The sequence below is a fragment of the Luteimonas saliphila genome, assembly GCF_016774335.1.
Taxonomy (GTDB): Bacteria; Pseudomonadota; Gammaproteobacteria; order Xanthomonadales; family Xanthomonadaceae; genus Luteimonas; species Luteimonas saliphila.
Genome location: NZ_JAETWA010000030.1, coordinates 43,505 through 59,656 on the forward strand (window position 1 = coordinate 43,505; position 16,152 = coordinate 59,656).

Annotated in this window: 12 protein-coding genes; 3 read left to right on the forward strand and 9 right to left on the reverse strand. The window is 70.9% G+C overall.

What is annotated here, in order from left to right; all coding sequences use genetic code 11:
* Positions 1-34: 34 nt before the first annotated feature.
* Positions 35-1,936 carry a GGDEF domain-containing protein gene (locus JMO03_RS06975; RefSeq protein ID WP_202841898.1) on the forward strand — a complete coding sequence of 634 codons (1,902 nt, stop codon included), beginning with the start codon at positions 35-37 and terminating at the stop codon, positions 1,934-1,936.
* Positions 1,937-2,068: 132 nt separating this feature from the next.
* On the opposite strand, the gene JMO03_RS06980 is transcribed toward JMO03_RS06975, so the two are convergent.
* Positions 2,069-2,947, reverse strand: coding sequence for a LytTR family DNA-binding domain-containing protein (locus JMO03_RS06980; protein WP_202841900.1), 879 nt, complete (start codon positions 2,945-2,947; stop codon positions 2,069-2,071).
* A gap of 151 nt (positions 2,948-3,098) precedes the next feature.
* Between JMO03_RS06980 and JMO03_RS06985 the strand changes: the two genes are divergently transcribed.
* Positions 3,099-4,325, forward strand: a complete 1,227-nt coding sequence (locus JMO03_RS06985; protein ID WP_202841902.1) for an acyltransferase family protein — start codon at positions 3,099-3,101, stop codon at positions 4,323-4,325.
* A gap of 152 nt (positions 4,326-4,477) precedes the next feature.
* Here JMO03_RS06985 and recJ read toward each other — a convergent pair whose 3' ends face one another.
* The 5 genes from recJ to carA are packed head-to-tail and all read right to left on the reverse strand — an operon-like array spanning position 4,478 to position 12,027.
* Positions 4,478-6,196 carry a single-stranded-DNA-specific exonuclease RecJ gene (recJ, locus tag JMO03_RS06990; protein ID WP_202841904.1) on the reverse strand — a complete coding sequence of 573 codons (1,719 nt, stop codon included), beginning with the start codon at positions 6,194-6,196 and terminating at the stop codon, positions 4,478-4,480.
* A complete protein-coding gene (locus JMO03_RS06995) occupies positions 6,193-7,140 on the reverse strand; it encodes a phosphoglycerate mutase (protein WP_202841906.1) in 948 nt (315 codons plus the stop codon). Before JMO03_RS06995 ends, recJ begins: the two co-directional genes overlap by 4 nt.
* Positions 7,141-7,147: 7 nt before the next feature.
* Positions 7,148-7,612 carry a transcription elongation factor GreA gene (gene greA / locus JMO03_RS07000; RefSeq protein ID WP_202841907.1) on the reverse strand — a complete coding sequence of 155 codons (465 nt, stop codon included), beginning with the start codon at positions 7,610-7,612 and terminating at the stop codon, positions 7,148-7,150.
* Between the two features lie 27 nt (positions 7,613-7,639).
* Positions 7,640-10,891, reverse strand: a complete 3,252-nt coding sequence (gene carB, locus JMO03_RS07005) for a carbamoyl-phosphate synthase large subunit (RefSeq protein ID WP_202841911.1) — start codon at positions 10,889-10,891, stop codon at positions 7,640-7,642.
* Positions 10,891-12,027: a glutamine-hydrolyzing carbamoyl-phosphate synthase small subunit gene (gene carA / locus JMO03_RS07010; RefSeq protein ID WP_202841916.1), complete on the reverse strand. Its 1,137-nt coding sequence runs from the start codon at positions 12,025-12,027 to the stop codon at positions 10,891-10,893. Before carA ends, carB begins: the two co-directional genes overlap by 1 nt.
* Before the next feature lie 183 nt (positions 12,028-12,210).
* On the opposite strand from carA, the gene JMO03_RS07015 reads away from it, so the two are divergent.
* Positions 12,211-12,702 (forward strand): hypothetical protein, encoded by a 492-nt coding sequence (locus JMO03_RS07015; RefSeq protein WP_202841917.1) that lies wholly within the window; start codon positions 12,211-12,213, stop codon positions 12,700-12,702.
* 6 nt (positions 12,703-12,708) lie between these two features.
* Here the strand turns inward: JMO03_RS07015 and dapB are convergent, their stop codons facing one another.
* The 3 genes from dapB to dnaJ all read right to left on the reverse strand — a co-directional run bounded on the left by dapB (position 12,709) and on the right by dnaJ (position 16,093).
* On the reverse strand, positions 12,709-13,422 hold the full coding sequence (gene dapB / locus JMO03_RS07020) for a 4-hydroxy-tetrahydrodipicolinate reductase (protein ID WP_202841918.1): 714 nt from the start codon (positions 13,420-13,422) through the stop codon (positions 12,709-12,711).
* Positions 13,423-13,487: 65 nt separating this feature from the next.
* Positions 13,488-14,792, reverse strand: a complete 1,305-nt coding sequence (locus JMO03_RS07025) for a sensor domain-containing phosphodiesterase (RefSeq protein ID WP_202841920.1) — start codon at positions 14,790-14,792, stop codon at positions 13,488-13,490.
* 167 nt (positions 14,793-14,959) lie between these two features.
* Positions 14,960-16,093: a molecular chaperone DnaJ gene (gene dnaJ, locus JMO03_RS07030; protein ID WP_202841921.1), complete on the reverse strand. Its 1,134-nt coding sequence runs from the start codon at positions 16,091-16,093 to the stop codon at positions 14,960-14,962.
* Positions 16,094-16,152 lie beyond the last annotated feature (59 nt).

A 16,152-nucleotide genomic window follows, 5' to 3' on the forward strand; every position in this document is an offset into this window, starting at 1 on the left:
TTCGCGATACGCGGAGCCGGGACACCCGATGGGCATGCGAACGCAACCGAACCTCAGCCGCCTTGCCACGAGCCTGCTTGCGCTGGCGCTTTCCCTGGCGTACGTGCCGCAGGTGGCCGCACAGGCGCCTTACGAGTTGCACCCGGACGCCCGACGCTGCTACCAGTTGCGCCAAAGCGATCCGGAGGCGGCGGCGCAACTCGCGGCGGAACGACTCGCCGGCGGTGGGCTGGCCCCTCCGGACGAGCTCGTGTTCGAGGCGTGCCGCGCCGTCTCGCGAGCGTTGATGGGCGATCGCGACGCCGCCCTGGCCGGTGTCGAGGCGGTCGAGGCGCTGTTGGCATCGCATCCGATGCCGACCGGTTTCGAACTGCGCGCACTGTCCAATGCGGGCGCGACGCTGCAGCTGGCGGGTGACATCACCGGCGCGCTGAACATGCACGAACGCGCTCTTCGCGCTGCCGCGCGCGAGGACGCCTGGGAGGCGCAGGTCGTTTCCCTGGTCAACATCGCGCTGCTGCATGGCGAGGAGCTGGCCGCCTACCAGCAGGCCGAAAACCTGTTCGCACAGGCAGCGGAGATCGATGACGCCCATGGCAGCGGCAAGGCGATCGTGTCCTACAACCGCGGCCTGAACTACCTGCGGATGGATCGCCGCGACGACGCGCACGCGCAGTTCGCGCTGGCGCTCGCGGCCGCGCGCTCGGCCAACGAAAGGATGCTGCTCGACCGCGCCCAGGCCGAACTGCTGGCGCTGGACGCCGGGCCCGGCGCGCGCGCCGGCCTCAGACGCCTGATCGGGCAACAGCGCAAGGCAGGCGACGTGTCCGGAGCGGCGCGCAGCGCGCTGCTGCAGGCGCAACTCGCGCTCGATGCGGGCGACGCCGGGCTCGCGATCGAGGACGTGGACAGGGCGTTGTCGCTGCTGCCGGACAGCACGTTCCAGACCGAGCGTCGCGACGCCCACGCGCTGCGGACCGCGGCCCTGGCGGCCCAGGGCCGTTGGCGCGAGGCATACCAGGCGAACGCCCGGATGCACGACGAGCAACTCGATCGCCTGCGCACCAACCAGCTCGCGAGCATGGCCAGGATCCAGGCGACGCTGGTGGACGAGCACAACCGCGACGAGCTCGCGCTCGCAAGGCAGCAGCGCGAGGTCAGCGCGCTGCAGGCCACGCACGAGCGGCGACAGCGCAACCTGGCGTTCGGAGCGCTGGCCGTGCTGGTCCTGCTGGCCATCGGTTTCTTCGCATACCAGCGCCGGGTGACGCGACGGCTGCGCAGGTTGAGTACCCGCGACAGCCTGACCAAGCTGCTCAACCGCCACGCCGCGGGCAAGCGGCTCAATGCCATGGTGCCCGTGCGGGTCGATGCCGGCGACGCGCGGGCGGTGATCTTCCTGATCGACATCGACGGCTTCAAGGCGATCAACGACCGCCATGGCCACGACGCCGGCGACGCCGCACTGATCACCGTCGCCAGGACCCTGGTCGCGGCCTGCGGTCCCGACGCGGTGGTGGCACGCTGGGGTGGCGAGGAATTCCTGGTCGGCGAGCGCGGGCTGGATCGCGCCGGGGCCGGACAGACCGCCGACCGCCTCCGCCGCGCGATTTCCGGCGCCACGGTCGGTGGCGGCGTGGGCACGGTGACGGTGTCGATCGGCTTCGCGGCCGCGCCCGTGTTTCCGGCGCCGGGCAGCGCCGCGTCGGGAGCGGCTGCGGGGCACTGGCCGGACGCCGTCATCCTTGCCGACCGCGCGCTCTACGCCGCCAAGCGCGGCGGTCGCGACACGTGGGTCGGGCTGTGGGGTCGCGCCGGCGCGCCGGCCGCCATCGACGACGTCCTCGAGGAGCCCGGCGCGGCGATCGCCGATGGCGACGTGCTGCTCTCCGCCGGACGCCCCGGCTTCGCATGGCCGCGGGCGGACGCGGGGTAAGCGGCTGTCGCCCGTACCGGTCGGGCCCGTCCCAGCGCGCCGGGGAACCGTGGTGACGCAGCTTGGCACCTGGCGCCGGCGGACCCGGGAGCGGCGCGGCCCGGAGCCTCGCACGCCCGCCTAGTGGCGCCCTCAGGCCTCGCCCAGGCGCTCGCGAAGCCCGGCACGGTAGCGACGGCTGGCCGGAAGCACGGTGCCGTCGTCGAGATGCACGCGCGCGTCGCCCGTGTCGAGCGGCTCGATCGAGGCCAGGCGATCGAGATTGACCATGTAGCTGCGGTGGATGCGCAGGAACCGCGCCGGATCGAGCCGGGCCTCGATCCCCGCGATGGTGCTGCGCAGTGGGTAGTCGTGGCCGCGCACGCGCAGGTTCACGTAGTTGCCCGAGGCCTGCAGCCACTCGATGTCGCCGGCCGCGACCAGGAACTCGCGCCCGAGCTTGCGCACCAGGAAGCGGTCCGGCCGCTCCACCGATTCCACCGCGGGCGCGTCGTCGGGCGCGGCGAGGAAGCTGGCCTCGCCCTGCAGCCGGCGCAGCAACAGGCGATAGAGCTCGATGATCAGCACGATGCCCGCGTAGGAACGCACGTCCTTGAGGTACTCGTAGAACAGTTCGCGCGGCCAGGGGCCGAAATCGTAGTCCACGCCCTGGGAGCGGTAGGCCAGGACGCGCAGCCCGACCATGCCGAGCACGTGCGCCAGCGATACCGCCACGCTGGCGGCCACGTGCAGCGGCAGCCGCTGCCGCCAGTTGTCCCAATGGGTCGGCCAGCGCCGGGTGAACCCTGCGATCAGCGGGATCAGCACGGCCCACAGGATCGCGCTGCTGCCCTCCCAGACGGCCGGCTCCCACAGCGGCACCCTGCCCGGCTGCGAGCGGTTGAGATCGATCCAGGTGGTGACGGTGTTGCCGACAGCGTTGGAGGCCAGGATCGCGGCGAAGATGCCGGCCTCCACCCACGGTCGCCAGGGAAGATAGCGCTCGTAGGCGGTCCGCGTGGTGGGCTGCATGCGCGCATTCTAGAGGGGCGGGACGACACCGCGGCTGCGGTTCGTCCCGCGTGGCCGCGATCCGTCCCCGCTGCCGGTCGCGCGGTCACTCCGGCCTTGGCATGCGTGCCGTGGCGCGCAGGCTGTACCGACTTTCCAACGGAAGCCGCCAATGCCACGCCGCCACGATCTCGACTGGGTCCGCGTCTGCGCCTTCGCCCTGCTTGTTCTGTACCACGTCGGCATGTACTACGTGACCTGGGAATGGCATGTCGACAGCCCGTACGCCAGCCCCGCGCTGGAGCCGTTCATGATGCTGAGCTCGCCCTGGCGGCTCGGCCTGCTGTTCCTCGTCTCCGGCGCCGCGACGGCGTTCCTGCTCGGCAAGGCCCGTGCGGAAGCGACCCGCGACGGCGGCCGGATCCGCTTTCTCGGGCCGCGTTCGTGGCGGCTGCTGGTGCCGTTGCTGTTCGGCATGCTGGTGATCGTGCCGCCGCAGTCCTACTACGAGGTCGTGGACAAGCTGCCGGGCGGCTACCACGACGGCTACCTCGCGTTCTGGGGCCGCTACCTGGCGGCCGACGGCAGCTTCTGCCGGGGCGACGACTGCCTGATCCTGCCGACCTGGAACCACCTGTGGTTCGTCGCCTACCTGTGGGTGTACACGGTCGTGCTGTGGCTGCTGGCACGGTGCGTTCCCGGAGCGCTGGAGGGTGCCGGAGTCCGGCTGGCGGCGGGCCTGTCGTCCGGGATCGGCATCCTGCTCTGGCCGATCACGTTCTTCGCCCTCGCCCGGGTGGCGCTGATCGGCATCTTCGATTCCACCCACGCGCTGGTCGACGACTGGTACAACCACGTCCAGTACTTCGCCCTCTTCCTGCTCGGCTTCTCGATCGCGCGCGCGGAGGCGGTCTGGGACGCGATGTTCCGCCGGCGCTGGCTGGCGCTCGTGCTGTGGCTGGGAAGCTGGCTGGCGGTGGTCGCCTATTTCCACCAGTTCAGGGAGATCGCGCCGCCGCAGGCCCTGCGCCTGGCGATGCGCGCGGCCTGGGGCCTGAACCAGTGGTGCGCGATCGTCGCCATCCTCGGCTTCGCGCGGCACTGGGCGCCGGGCGACAGTCCGGCCCTGCGCTACCTGTCGCAGGCCATCTTCCCGGTCTACATCCTGCACCAGACGGTCATCGTGCTGCTGGCCTACCACGCCAGGCCGCTCGACCTGCCGCCGCTGCTGGAAGGCCCGTTGCTGGTGGTGCTGACCTTCGGCCTGTGCTTCGCCGGCTACGAGGCGATCCGCCGGATCCCGCCGCTGCGCCCGTTGTTCGGGTTGAAGTACCGCGACCCGGCGCGGGTGGGGGCGGCAACGACAGCGTCGACGCGAAGCGCGACCAACGGCCGTTGATGCGCGATCGACCGGTGCGGGGGTGTGCGCGCCACCGTGGCGCCGATGGGTCCCGCCAGGACGGTGTGTGCGACACGCGTGGCGGCAGTTCTCCGCCCGCGCCGCCGGCGCGCTTCCGGCCACCGCCGCATCCTTCGCGAGCCGGATCGTCGCTAGGCCGGCTCGCGGTGCTCGACCACCAGCTGGATCGCGCGCGGACCGCGCCAGTCGTCGGGCGCCAGGCGGAAGGCGATGCGGCAACGTCCCGGCGGCGGTTCGCCGCTCCAGCCGCCGAACTGGATCGCATTGAACGGCCCGGCCGCGCCGGGGCCGCGCAGGACCAGCTTCAGGTGCCGCTCGCCGACCAGGCGCCATTCGGACACGTCGAACACCCCGTCGAACAGCGGCTCTGGAAAGCCCTGCCCCCAGGGCCCGCCGTCGCGGAGCGCGTCGGCATGGCGGCGGTCGAACTCGCCCGGTGCCAGTTCGCCATCGCTGAGCAGTTCCGCCTGTAGCAGCGTCGGGTCGAGCATGGACCGCACAACGTCGCAGAAGGCCCGCTCGAAGGCGGCGAAGCGATCCCGCTCCAGGGTCAGGCCCGCGGCCATCGCGTGCCCGCCGAACCGCCCGACCAGCCCCGGATGCAAGGCGTCCACGGCGGCCAGCGCGTCGCGGATGTGCAGGCCGGCGATCGAACGCGCGGAGCCGCGCAACTGGTTGCCGCCGGGTTCCGACGGCGCGAACGCGACCACCGGGCGGTGCAGTCGCTCCTTGAGCTTCGACGCGACCAGCCCGACCACGCCGGCGTGCCATCCGGGATGGAACAGGCACACCGCCACCGTCGCGTCGCCGCCGGCCGGCGCCGGGACCGCGGCCAGTGCGGCTTCGGCTTCGTCGACCATGGTCTGCTGCACCCCGCGGCGCTCGGCGTTGATCCGGTGCAGTTGCCCGGCCAGTTCGCGCGCGTGCGGAGGATCGTCGCTGAGCAGGCATTCGATGCCGAGCGACATGTCCTCCAGTCGGCCCGCCGCATTGAGCCTGGGTGCGACCGCGAAGGCGATGTCCGCCGCCGTCAGGGTCGCGGCTGTACGGCCGGACACTTCGATCAGTGCCTGCAACCCGGCACAGCCCTGCCCCGCGCGCAACCGCCGCAGGCCGGCGGCGATCAGCGCACGGTTGGTCGCGTCCAGCGGCACCAGGTCGGCGACGGTCCCGACCGCGACCAGGTCGAGCAGGCTCGACAAGTCGGGAACGTCGCCGGCGAAGGCGCCCGCGTCGCGCTGCTGCCGGCGCAGCGCCAGCAGCACGTAGAAGATGACGCCGACGCCGGCCAGCGCCTTGCAGGCGAACGCGTCCCCGCGCAGGTTCGGATTGACGATCGCATCGGCCGGCGGCAGGACCTCGCCCGGCAGGTGGTGGTCGGTGACCAGCACCCGCCAGCCCCGCGCCTTCGCCGCGGCCACGCCCGCGAGGCAGGCGACGCCGTGGTCCACGGTCACGAGCAGGTCGGGTGTCAACGGGGCGAGTTCCTCGACCAGCGCCGGCGACAGGCCGTAGCCATGCACCATCCGGTTCGGCACCGCGTGCACCACGTCGCGCGCGCCGAGCATGCGCAGGCCGCGCACCGCGAGCGCACAGGCGGTGGCACCATCGGCGTCGAAGTCGCCGACGACGAGGATGCGCGCACCGCGCTCGATCGCATCCGACAGCAGCGCGACCGCGGTCTCGAGCCCGCCGAGCGAGTCGGGCGGCAGCAGTTGCGCCAGCTTCGGTCGCGCCAGTGCGGGATCGTCGACCCCACGCGCGGCATACACGCGTCGCAGCAGCGGCGGCACATCGTCCGGCCAGTCGCCGCGCACGTCGACCGCGCGACGGCGGATGCGTGGCGTCATCCGGGATCGAAGCCAGGCCGGGGCCGACGCCAGAAGCGCCAGCGCTGGCCGCGCGCGATCGTGAACGCGACGCCGTCGGCGGTGTCGAGCCGCAGCGATCCGAGCTGTCCGGCGCGCAGCACCGCCAGCGCGGGTTGCAGCCAGTCGCGTTCGAGCGCGGCGAGGTCGCGCGCACGGACCAGGTCGAACGCCGCGTCCGCGTCTGGCGCCTCGAAGCGGACGGGCAGCGGGCGGTGGATGCCGGCGGCGGCGGCGATTGCGGTTCCCACCTCTTCCTCGCTGTGGAAGCGCGCATGGGAGGGTTGCACGTGGTCGGGCAGCACGCCGCCGCCCCAGAACCACACGGAGTTGATCGGCGGCCTGCCTTCGGCCACGCGCCGTGCGTTCCATGGATGGTTGTGCAGGACCACCTGCGCCTCGCTCAGCAGGCTGCGCCAGCGGCGGCCTTCCGGACCCTCGGCCAGGTGCTCGAACAGGTCGGCGCCCAGCGCTTCGTCCGGCTCACTGAATGCGGGGAGCTTCGCGCCGGGCGGCAACCGCAGGTACCAGCGCGACGGCACCGGGGCGTCGATCGGGAATCCCGCGTCGCCGAACAGCGGTCGCAGCGCGGGCAACAACTGCGCGACATCCGCGTCGGTCACCCCCAGCGTTTCGCCGACGCCGAGCAGCCGCGCCCCGTTGATGTCGGGCTGGACCCGGCACGGATCCGCGCGCAGCCACGCCGACCCCGCCGCATCGCCAGCGTCGAGCTGCCGCGTCAGCGCCGCCACCGGCCAATGGTTCGGAACCAGGCGCAGGTGCCGCAGCAACTGCGCGCGGCGCCCGGCGTCCAGCCCCTCCGTCACATCCGAACGCCCCAGCGCGATCGCGACCGACGCCGACAGCGCCTGCGCGCCGAGCCGGCGCGCGGCCGGCAGCAGCAGCGTGGCGGAGGCCGGGCTCAAGGCAGGCTCAGCCGCCGTAGCTCACGCCGACGATCTCGAATTCCCGCGCGCCGGCGGGCGCCTCGATGGTGACGCTGTCGCCCTCGTGCTTGCCGATCAGCGCGCGCGCCACCGGCGAGGAGATCGCGATCAGGCCCAGCTTGATGTCGGCCTCGAGGTCGCCGACGATCTGGTAGCGCCGTTCCTCGTCGGTTTCCACGTCGGCGATGGTCACGGTGGCGCCGAACACCACCTTGTCGCCGGCATCGAGCTTGGACACGTCGATGACGTCCGCATGCGACAGCTCGCCCTCGAGCTGCTTGATGCGGCCTTCGATGAAGCCCTGCTGCTCGCGCGCGGCGTGGTACTCGGCGTTCTCCTTGAGATCGCCGTGCGCGCGCGCCTCGGCGATCGCGTTGATCACCGCCGGGCGCTTGACCGATTTCAGTTCCTCGAGTTCGGCGCGCAGGCGCTGCGCACCGGCCAGGGTCATGGGTGGTCTCATTCGTTTGCTTCCCTCTCAGGCGTCCGTGCGCAGCGTTGCGTGCAGTTCCTGCAGCGCCCACACCGGTCCGCTGCCGCGATAGTCCAGAGAATGCAGCAAGGCCCGGGCACCGGCAACCGTGGTCGAATAGGTGACGCGCTGCTGCAGCGCCTCGCGCCGGATCGAGAACGAGTCCGCGATCGCCTGCCGCCCCTCGGTGGTGTTGACGATGTAGGAGATCTCGCCGTTCTTGATCAGGTCGACGATGTGCGGCCGCCCCTCCAGCACCTTGTTGACCTGCTCGCAGTCGATGCCGTGCTCGCGCAGCCAGCTCGCGGTGCCCGCGGTGGCGACGATCGCGTAGCCGCGCTCGACCAGGTCGCGCGCCACCGGCAGCACGCGCTGCTTGTCGGGGTCGCGAACCGAGACGAAGGCCTTGCCTCCGGCCGGCGGGGCCTTGATGTTGGCCGCCTCCTGCGCGCGCGCGAACGCGGCGCCGAAGTTCCGGCCCACGCCCATCACCTCGCCGGTCGAGCGCATCTCCGGGCCGAGGATCGGGTCGACGCCCTGGAACTTGGCGAACGGGAAGATCGCCTCCTTGACCGAGAAGTAGTCCGGCACGATCTCGCGCGTGGCGCCCTGCTCGGCCAGGGTCTTGCCGGCCATGCAGCGCGCCGAGATCTTGGCCAGCGCCAGGCCCGTCGCCTTGGACACGAACGGCACCGTGCGCGATGCGCGAGGGTTCACTTCCAGCAGGAAGATCACGTGCTCGCCGTCGTCCCCGAGCTGCACCGCGAACTGGGTGTTCATCAGCCCGATCACATCGAGCGCGCGGGCGAGCGCGACCACCTGCTCGCGCAGCTGCGCCTGGACTTCGGCGGGCAGCGAGTACGGCGGCAACGAGCACGACGAGTCGCCCGAATGCACGCCGGCCTCCTCGATGTGCTCCATCACGCCGCCGATCAGCACGTTGCCTTCACGATCGGCGATCACGTCGATGTCCACTTCCACCGCGTTGTCGAGGAAGCGGTCGAGCAGTACCGGCGAATCGTTCGAGACCTTCACCGCGTCGCGCATGTAGCGCGCGAGGTCGGCATCGGCATGCACCACTTCCATCGCGCGGCCGCCGAGCACGTAGCTCGGGCGCACGACCAGCGGGTAGCCGATCTCCCTCGCCAGCACCAGCGCCTCGTCGGCGCTGCGCGCGGTCCGGTTCGGCGGCTGCCGCAGGCCGAGCCGTTCGACCAGCTGCTGGAAACGCTCGCGGTCCTCCGCCAGGTCGATCGACTCGGGCGAGGTGCCGATGATCGGCACGCCATTGGCTTCCAGCGCCCGTGCCAGCTTCAGCGGGGTCTGCCCGCCGTACTGCACGATCACGCCCTTGGGCTTCTCCAGCTCGACGATCTCCAGCACGTCCTCGAGCGTGAGCGGCTCGAAATACAGGCGCTCGGAGGTGTCGAAATCCGTGGAGACGGTTTCGGGGTTGCAGTTGACCATGATGGTCTCGTACCCGTCCTCGCGCAGGGCCAGCGCGGCATGCACGCAGCAGTAGTCGAATTCGATGCCCTGCCCGATCCGGTTCGGGCCGCCACCCAGGACCATGATCTTCTCGCGGTCGCTGGGCTGCGCCTCGCACTCGTCCTCGTAGGTCGAATACAGGTACGCGGTGCTGGTGGCGAACTCCGCCGCGCACGAGTCGACGCGCTTGTAGACCGGCCTGACCCCATGCGCGCGACGCAGCGCGCGCACCGCCTGTTCGTCGCTGCGGACCAGCTGCGCCAGCCGCGCGTCCGAGAAACCCATGCGCTTGAGCGCGCGCAGGCGCGCGCCGTCGAGCGCGTCGATTCCCGCCGCGGCCACATCGCCCTCGACCGCGACGATCTCCTCGATCTGGTCGAGGAACCATGGATCCACGAACGACAGCGCGTGTACTTCTTCCACCGACAGCCCGGCGCGGAATGCGTCGGCCAGGTAGAACAGCCGTTCGGGACCAGGCTCCTTGACCTCGCGCCGCATGGTCGCGAGGTCGGTTTCGTCGGCGAGGTCGAGGCCGGTCGGATCGAAGCCGACCTTGCCGGTCTCCAGCCCGCGCAGTGCCTTCTGCACCGATTCCTGGAAGGTGCGGCCCATCGCCATCACCTCGCCGACCGACTTCATCTGCGTGGTCAGGCGGGCATCGGCCTGCGGGAACTTCTCGAACGCGAAGCGCGGGATCTTGGTGACGACGTAGTCGATCGAGGGTTCGAACGAGGCCGGTGTGCGGCCGCCGGTGATCTCGTTGCGCAGCTCGTCGAGCGTGTAGCCCACCGCCAGCTTGGCCGCGACCTTCGCGATCGGGAAGCCGGTGGCCTTGGACGCCAGCGCCGAAGACCGAGACACGCGCGGGTTCATCTCGATCACCACCACGCGCCCGGTCTGGGCGTTGATGCCGAACTGCACGTTGGAGCCGCCGGTATCCACGCCGATCTTGCGCAGCACCGCGATCGAGGCATCGCGCAGGCGCTGGTACTCCTTGTCGGTCAGGGTCTGCGCCGGCGCGACGGTGATGCTGTCGCCGGTGTGCACGCCCATCGGGTCGAGGTTCTCGATCGAACACACGATGATGCAGTTGTCCGCGGTGTCGCGGACCACCTCCATCTCGAACTCCTTCCAGCCCAGCACCGACTCCTCGACCAGCACCTCGCCCACCGGCGAGAGCTCGAGGCCGCGCTTGACGATCTCCTCGAACTCCTCGCGGTTGTAGGCGATGCCGCCGCCGGATCCGCCCAGGGTGAAGCTCGGGCGGATGATCGTGGGGTAGCCGACCCGGGTCTGGATGTCGACCGCCTGCTCGAACGAGCGCGCGACCTCCGCCTTCGGGCATTCCAGGCCGATCTCGCCCATCGCCACCCGGAACAGCTCGCGGTCCTCGGCCATCATGATGGCCTCGCGCTTGGCGCCGATCAGTTCGACGCCGTACTTCTCCAGCACGCCGTTGTCGGCCAGGTCGAGCGCGCAGTTGAGGGCGGTCTGCCCGCCCATGGTCGGCAGCAGCGCGTCGGGTTTTTCCTTGGCGATGATCTTCTCGACCGTCTGCCAGTTGATCGGCTCGATGTAGACCGCGTCGGCCATGTCCGGATCGGTCATGATCGTGGCGGGGTTGCTGTTGACCAGGACCACGCGGAAGCCTTCCTCGCGCAGCGCCTTGCACGCCTGCGCGCCGGAATAGTCGAACTCGCACGCCTGCCCGATCACGATCGGCCCGGCGCCGATGATCAGCACGGTCTTGATGTCGGTACGCCTGGGCATCAGTTCCTTCCTGCGGATTGGTTCGACATGGACGCCACGAAGCGGTCGAACAGCGGTGAGACATCGTGCGGGCCCGGCGAGGCTTCCGGGTGGCCCTGGAACGAGAACGCCGGCGCGTCGGTCAGCTCGATGCCCTGGTTGGTGCCGTCGAACAGCGAGCGATGGGTGACGCGCACGTTCGCCGGCAGCGTCGACTCGTCCACCGCGAAGCCGTGGTTCTGCGAGGTGATCATCACCCGGCCGCTGTCGAGGTCCTGCACCGGATGGTTGGCGCCGTGGTGGCCGTGCGGCATCTTGGCGGTCTTCGCGCCCGCGGCCAGCCCGAGTAGCTGGTGGCCCAGGCAGATGCCGAACAGCGGCAGCTTCTGCGCCACGAAAGTGCGGATCGCGGCGATGGCGTAGTCGCAGGGCTCCGGATCGCCGGGCCCGTTGGACAGGAACACGCCATCGGGGCGCATCGCCATCACCTCCTCCGCAGGCGTCTGGGCGGGGACCACGGTCAGCTCGCAGCCGCGTTCGGCGAGCATGCGCAGGATGTTGTGCTTCACGCCGTAGTCGTAGGCCACCACCCTGAACTTCGACGGCGTGCTCGCAAACGCGTTCGTATCGAGGTCCAGCGGGCCTTCGGTCCACGCATACGCCTGTCGGGTGCTGACTTCCTTCGCCAGGTCCATGCCCTTGAGGCCGGGGAACTTGCGCGCGGCCTCGAGCGCCTTGTCCGCGTCGATACCGCCGGCCATCAGCGCGCCGTTCTGCGCGCCGCGCTCGCGCAGCAGGCGCGTGAGCTTGCGGGTGTCGATGCCGGAGATCGCGACCAGCCCGCGCGCGCGCAGCCATTCGGGCAGCGCGACCTGGCTGCGCCAGCTGCTGGGGCGTCGCGGGACGTCGCGCACGATCAGGCCGGACGCCCAGACCTTGCGGGCTTCGTCGTCCTGGTCCGTGCAGCCGGTATTGCCGATGTGCGGATAGGTCAGCGTCACCAGCTGGCGCGCGTACGATGGATCGGTGAGCACTTCCTGGTAGCCGGTCATGGCGGTGTTGAACACCACCTCGCCGACCGACAGGCCGTTCGCGCCCACGGAAACGCCCTCGAACACGGTGCCGTCTTCGAGGACGAGGATTGCGGTTTCGGTCACTGGCTTCGCCTACGTGAGGTTGCAAAAAACCGCCGGAGCGGGCGGAACCGGTCCGGAGGCGGGGGGAATCAGGCGAGCGGGAATGATACCGGGCGGCGGCAGAAAAGGAAAACCCGCTGTACAAGGCCGGGCGCGGCAGGCTAAGTTGATTCCGGGTGGTGACGCCGTGCGCCCGGGGGGGCCATGAACGACAAGACCGTGTACGCCAAGACGCCGGCGGGGCAGCAGGAAATCGGGGAGCGCAAGGCAGGCCTGGACATCCGCCAGCGGCGGTTGTTGATCCTCGTCGACGGCCACCGCAGCGTGGCCGAACTGCGTGGCGTGTCGGGGTTCCCGGATGCCCTGGCGTTGCTGGAGGGGCTGCAGGCTCATGGCCTCGTGGTGTCCGCCGGCGGTACGCCGGTGGCGGCCGTCGCTCCTGCCGCATCGAAACCCGCCGCAGCGCCGAGCGGGCCGCCCACCACCGCCGCCGACCTGCGCGAACGTGGCCGGCGCGCGGCACGTGCGGTCAGCGACCTGCTGGGACCGATGGGCGAAGACCTCGCGATGCGGCTGGAGGAAGTGAAGTCGGCCGAGGCGCTCGAGGATCTCCTCACCCGCTCACGCAGGATGCTGGGCGAGGTGCGTGGCAGGTCCGCGCTCGAACGCTTCGAGAAGCTGCTCGAGGAAGGCTAGCGCGGCTCAGTCGAACAGCAACTGGCGCAGCCCGTAGCGACCGGGAGGGCGGGTCGCCAGCTTGCGTGCCGCCAGCAGCGCGCCCTGCGCGAAGATGTCGCGGTTGCCGGCGCGGTGCACCAGCTCGATCCGCTCGCCCGCGGTCGCGAACTGCACCAGGTGTTCGCCGACGATGTCTCCCGCGCGCAGGCTCGCGTAGCGTGGACTCGCCCCGCCGCGTACGGCGGACTCGCCCAGCGACAGCGCGGTCCCGGACGGGGCGTCGCGCTTGTGCGCGTGGTGCGATTCGACGATGTCGCAGTCCCAGCCCGGCAGCGCCATGGCCGCCCGCTCGACCAGTTCGTCGAGCACCGCCACGCCGACGCTGAAATTGGCCTGCCACAGGATCGGGATGCCGCTGGCGGCGGCGTCCAGCGAGGCGCGCTGCGCCTCCGACAGGCCGGTGGTCCCGGATACCAGCGCAGCGCCCCGCGCCTGGCACAGCGCCCGCACGGCATCGAAGCCTTCGGGCAGGCTGAAGTCGATCGCGACGTCGAACGCGGGCGTGCCCGCAAGCTCGGACGCGGCGAAATACGGCGTGCCGTCGACCACGCGCTGGCCGACCGAGCGCTGCACCGCGGCCACCACCTCGAGTCCCTCCAAGCTCGACGCCAGCCGCAGCAGCGCCCGCCCCATGCGGCCGGAAGCGCCGTGAACCAGCACTCGTACGGGTGTGCCCATGCCGGCAGGCTAGCCGCGCGCCCCACCCGCCGGCAAGCCCTCGGTCGCCGTCCAGACGACGCGGATCAGGCCAGCTGCGGTGCGCCGATGAAGTAGCCCTGCCCGCATGCCACGCCGATCTGCTGCAGCATCCGCAGTTCCGCGTCGGTTTCGACGCCCTCCGCGACCAGGGTCGCCTGCGTGCCCTCGGCGAAGGTGCACAGCGCCGCGATCAGCGACTGCAGCCGCGGGTGGCGGTCGACGCCACGCACCAGGCTCATGTCCAGTTTGATGATGTCGGGTGCGAGCGTGAGCACGTGCCGCAGGCTCGAGAAGCCCGCGCCGGTATCGTCCACCGCGATGCGGAAACCACGCGCCTGGAACGCGGAGAGCCTGGCGGCGAGCCGGGAGTAGTCCTCGACCGCGGTGTGCTCGGTGATCTCCAGCACGATCCTGGCCGGATCGACGTCGCCCAGCACATCGTCGAGCGCGTCGCTGCACGCGACCTCAGGCGAGACGTTCAGCGAAAGATAGGCGCCGCCGGCCGGCAGCGGGTCGCGCAGCGCCGCGCGCAGCGCCACCAGTTCCAGGTCCACGCTCCGTCCGCAGCGTGCGGCATCCCGGAACCAGGTGTCGGTCGGCAGGCCGTATTCCTCCGGAAACCTCGCCAGCGCTTCCCAGCCCACGACGGTACGGTCCGCCAGGCGGACGATCGGTTGCCTCGCCACCCGCAGGCGACCCTCGCCCAGCACCTCGGTCAGGCGACGCTGGGCGGCGGCGTCCCCGCTGTCGCGATCGGCATCAGCGCCTGCACGGCCGGCGACTTCCGCCTCCTGGCGCGACGCTTCGACCGCACGGTGCAGGCTGGCACCGGCAAGCGTGGCCAGATGCTCGAGCGCGAGCGTCTCCGCCGGGCCGAAACGATGCGGCTCGCACGAGGCGACCTTGAGCACGCCGACCGGCTGGTCGCGAAACTGCAGCGGCACGACCACCATCGACCGCAGCCCGACGCGCCGGCAGGCGTCGCGGTCGACCCGCGCATCCTCCTCGCTGTCGTCGCAACGCAGCACGCACCCGCGCTCCATGCTCAGGCCCGACAGGCTGCCGGCGACGGGGATGCGCAATCCCAACCGCGCTTCCGCCATGCCGGACGCGAACCAGTAGACCATCGCGTCGCCGTCGCGGATTTCCAGGACAGCGCCTTCCGCGCCGGTCAGTTCCTGTGCGTACACGGTCAACGCGGCAAGCACGTCCGACGGACCCGGCCCGGACGCCATGATCGCGCCCTGCGCCTCGACCACCCGCGTCAGCAGCGCCAGCGCCTCGGCGTCGGACAGAGCATCCGCTCCCGGCGCGGCGCGGCGCCGACGCTTGTCGACAAGGAACTGCATGGCCGCCTGCTTCCGTGGCATTCTCCGCCCCCCCCTGCGGACACCATGCATACGGCGCCCATCGCGGACACGACGACCCTCCCACCGGCATGGTGGGCTGTCAAGTTGCAGGGCCGCATCGGCTGGCGCCCGCTCATCCCCCGCGGATCATGGCGCGGAGGGCTGCCTCAGGAGGTCATCCGCTCCCAGAAACCGCGGACGCCGTCGACGAAGGTGCTGGATTTTGGCGAATGCCGGCGGGCGCCGTCGCCGACGAAGGTGGCCTCGAACCTGTCGAGCAGGTCGCGCTGCTCCGGGGTCAGGTTGACCGGTGTTTCGACCACCACCTTGCAGTAGAGGTCGCCGGGCGCGCGGCTGCGCACCGACTTCACGCCCTTGTCGCGCAGACGGAACACCTTGCCGGTCTGGGTTTCGGCGGGAACGCGGATTTCCGCCTCGCCGCCGAGGGTAGGCACGCGCACCGTGTCGCCGAGTGCGGCCTGCGAGAACCGGATCGGCACCTCGCAGTGCAGGTCGTCGCCGTCGCGCTCGAAGATCGGGTGGGGACGCACCCGGACTTCCACGTATAGGTCGCCGGGCGACGACCCGGGCGGCCCGGCTTCACCCTCGCCCGCCAGGCGGATGCGGTCGCCGTTGTCGACGCCCGCCGGGATCTTGACCGAGAGCACCTTCTCCTCCTCGACGCGGCCATTGCCATGGCAGGTCTTGCAGGGATTGGCGATGGTCTGGCCACGACCATGGCAGTGCGGGCACGGCTGCTGCATCGAGAAGATGCCGCGCTGGAAGCGCACCTGGCCGCGGCCGTGGCAGGTGCCGCAGGTCTCGAGCTTGCGGTCCTCCGAACCGGTGCCGGCGCAGTCGCCGCATTCGGCCAGGGTCGGGATCTCGATGCGCTTGTCGAGGCCTGCCACCGCCTCCTCGAGATCGAGCTCCATCACGTAGCCGACGTCGGCGCCGCGGCGCGGCCCGCCGCGCGCGCCACCGCCGCCGAAGATGTTGCCGAAGATGTCGCCGAAGATGTCGCCCATGTCGGCGCCACCGAAGCCGCCCGGGCCCGCGTTGCCGCCGCCCATGCCGTGCTCGAACGCGGCGTGTCCGTGCTGGTCGTAGAGCCGGCGCTTGCCGCCGTCCGACAGCACCTCGTAGGCCTCCTTGCACTCCTTGAAGCGCATCTCGGCCTCGTGGTCCCCCGGGTTGCGGTCCGGGTGGAACTTCATCGCGCAGCGGCGATAGGCCTTCTTCAGGTCCTCCTCGCTGGCATCGCGCGGGACGCCGAGGGCTTCGTAGTAGTCGCGTTTCATGGAGACGGGATTCGTGATTCGTTATTGGTGATTCGGAACGGCGAAAGCGGACTCCAGGG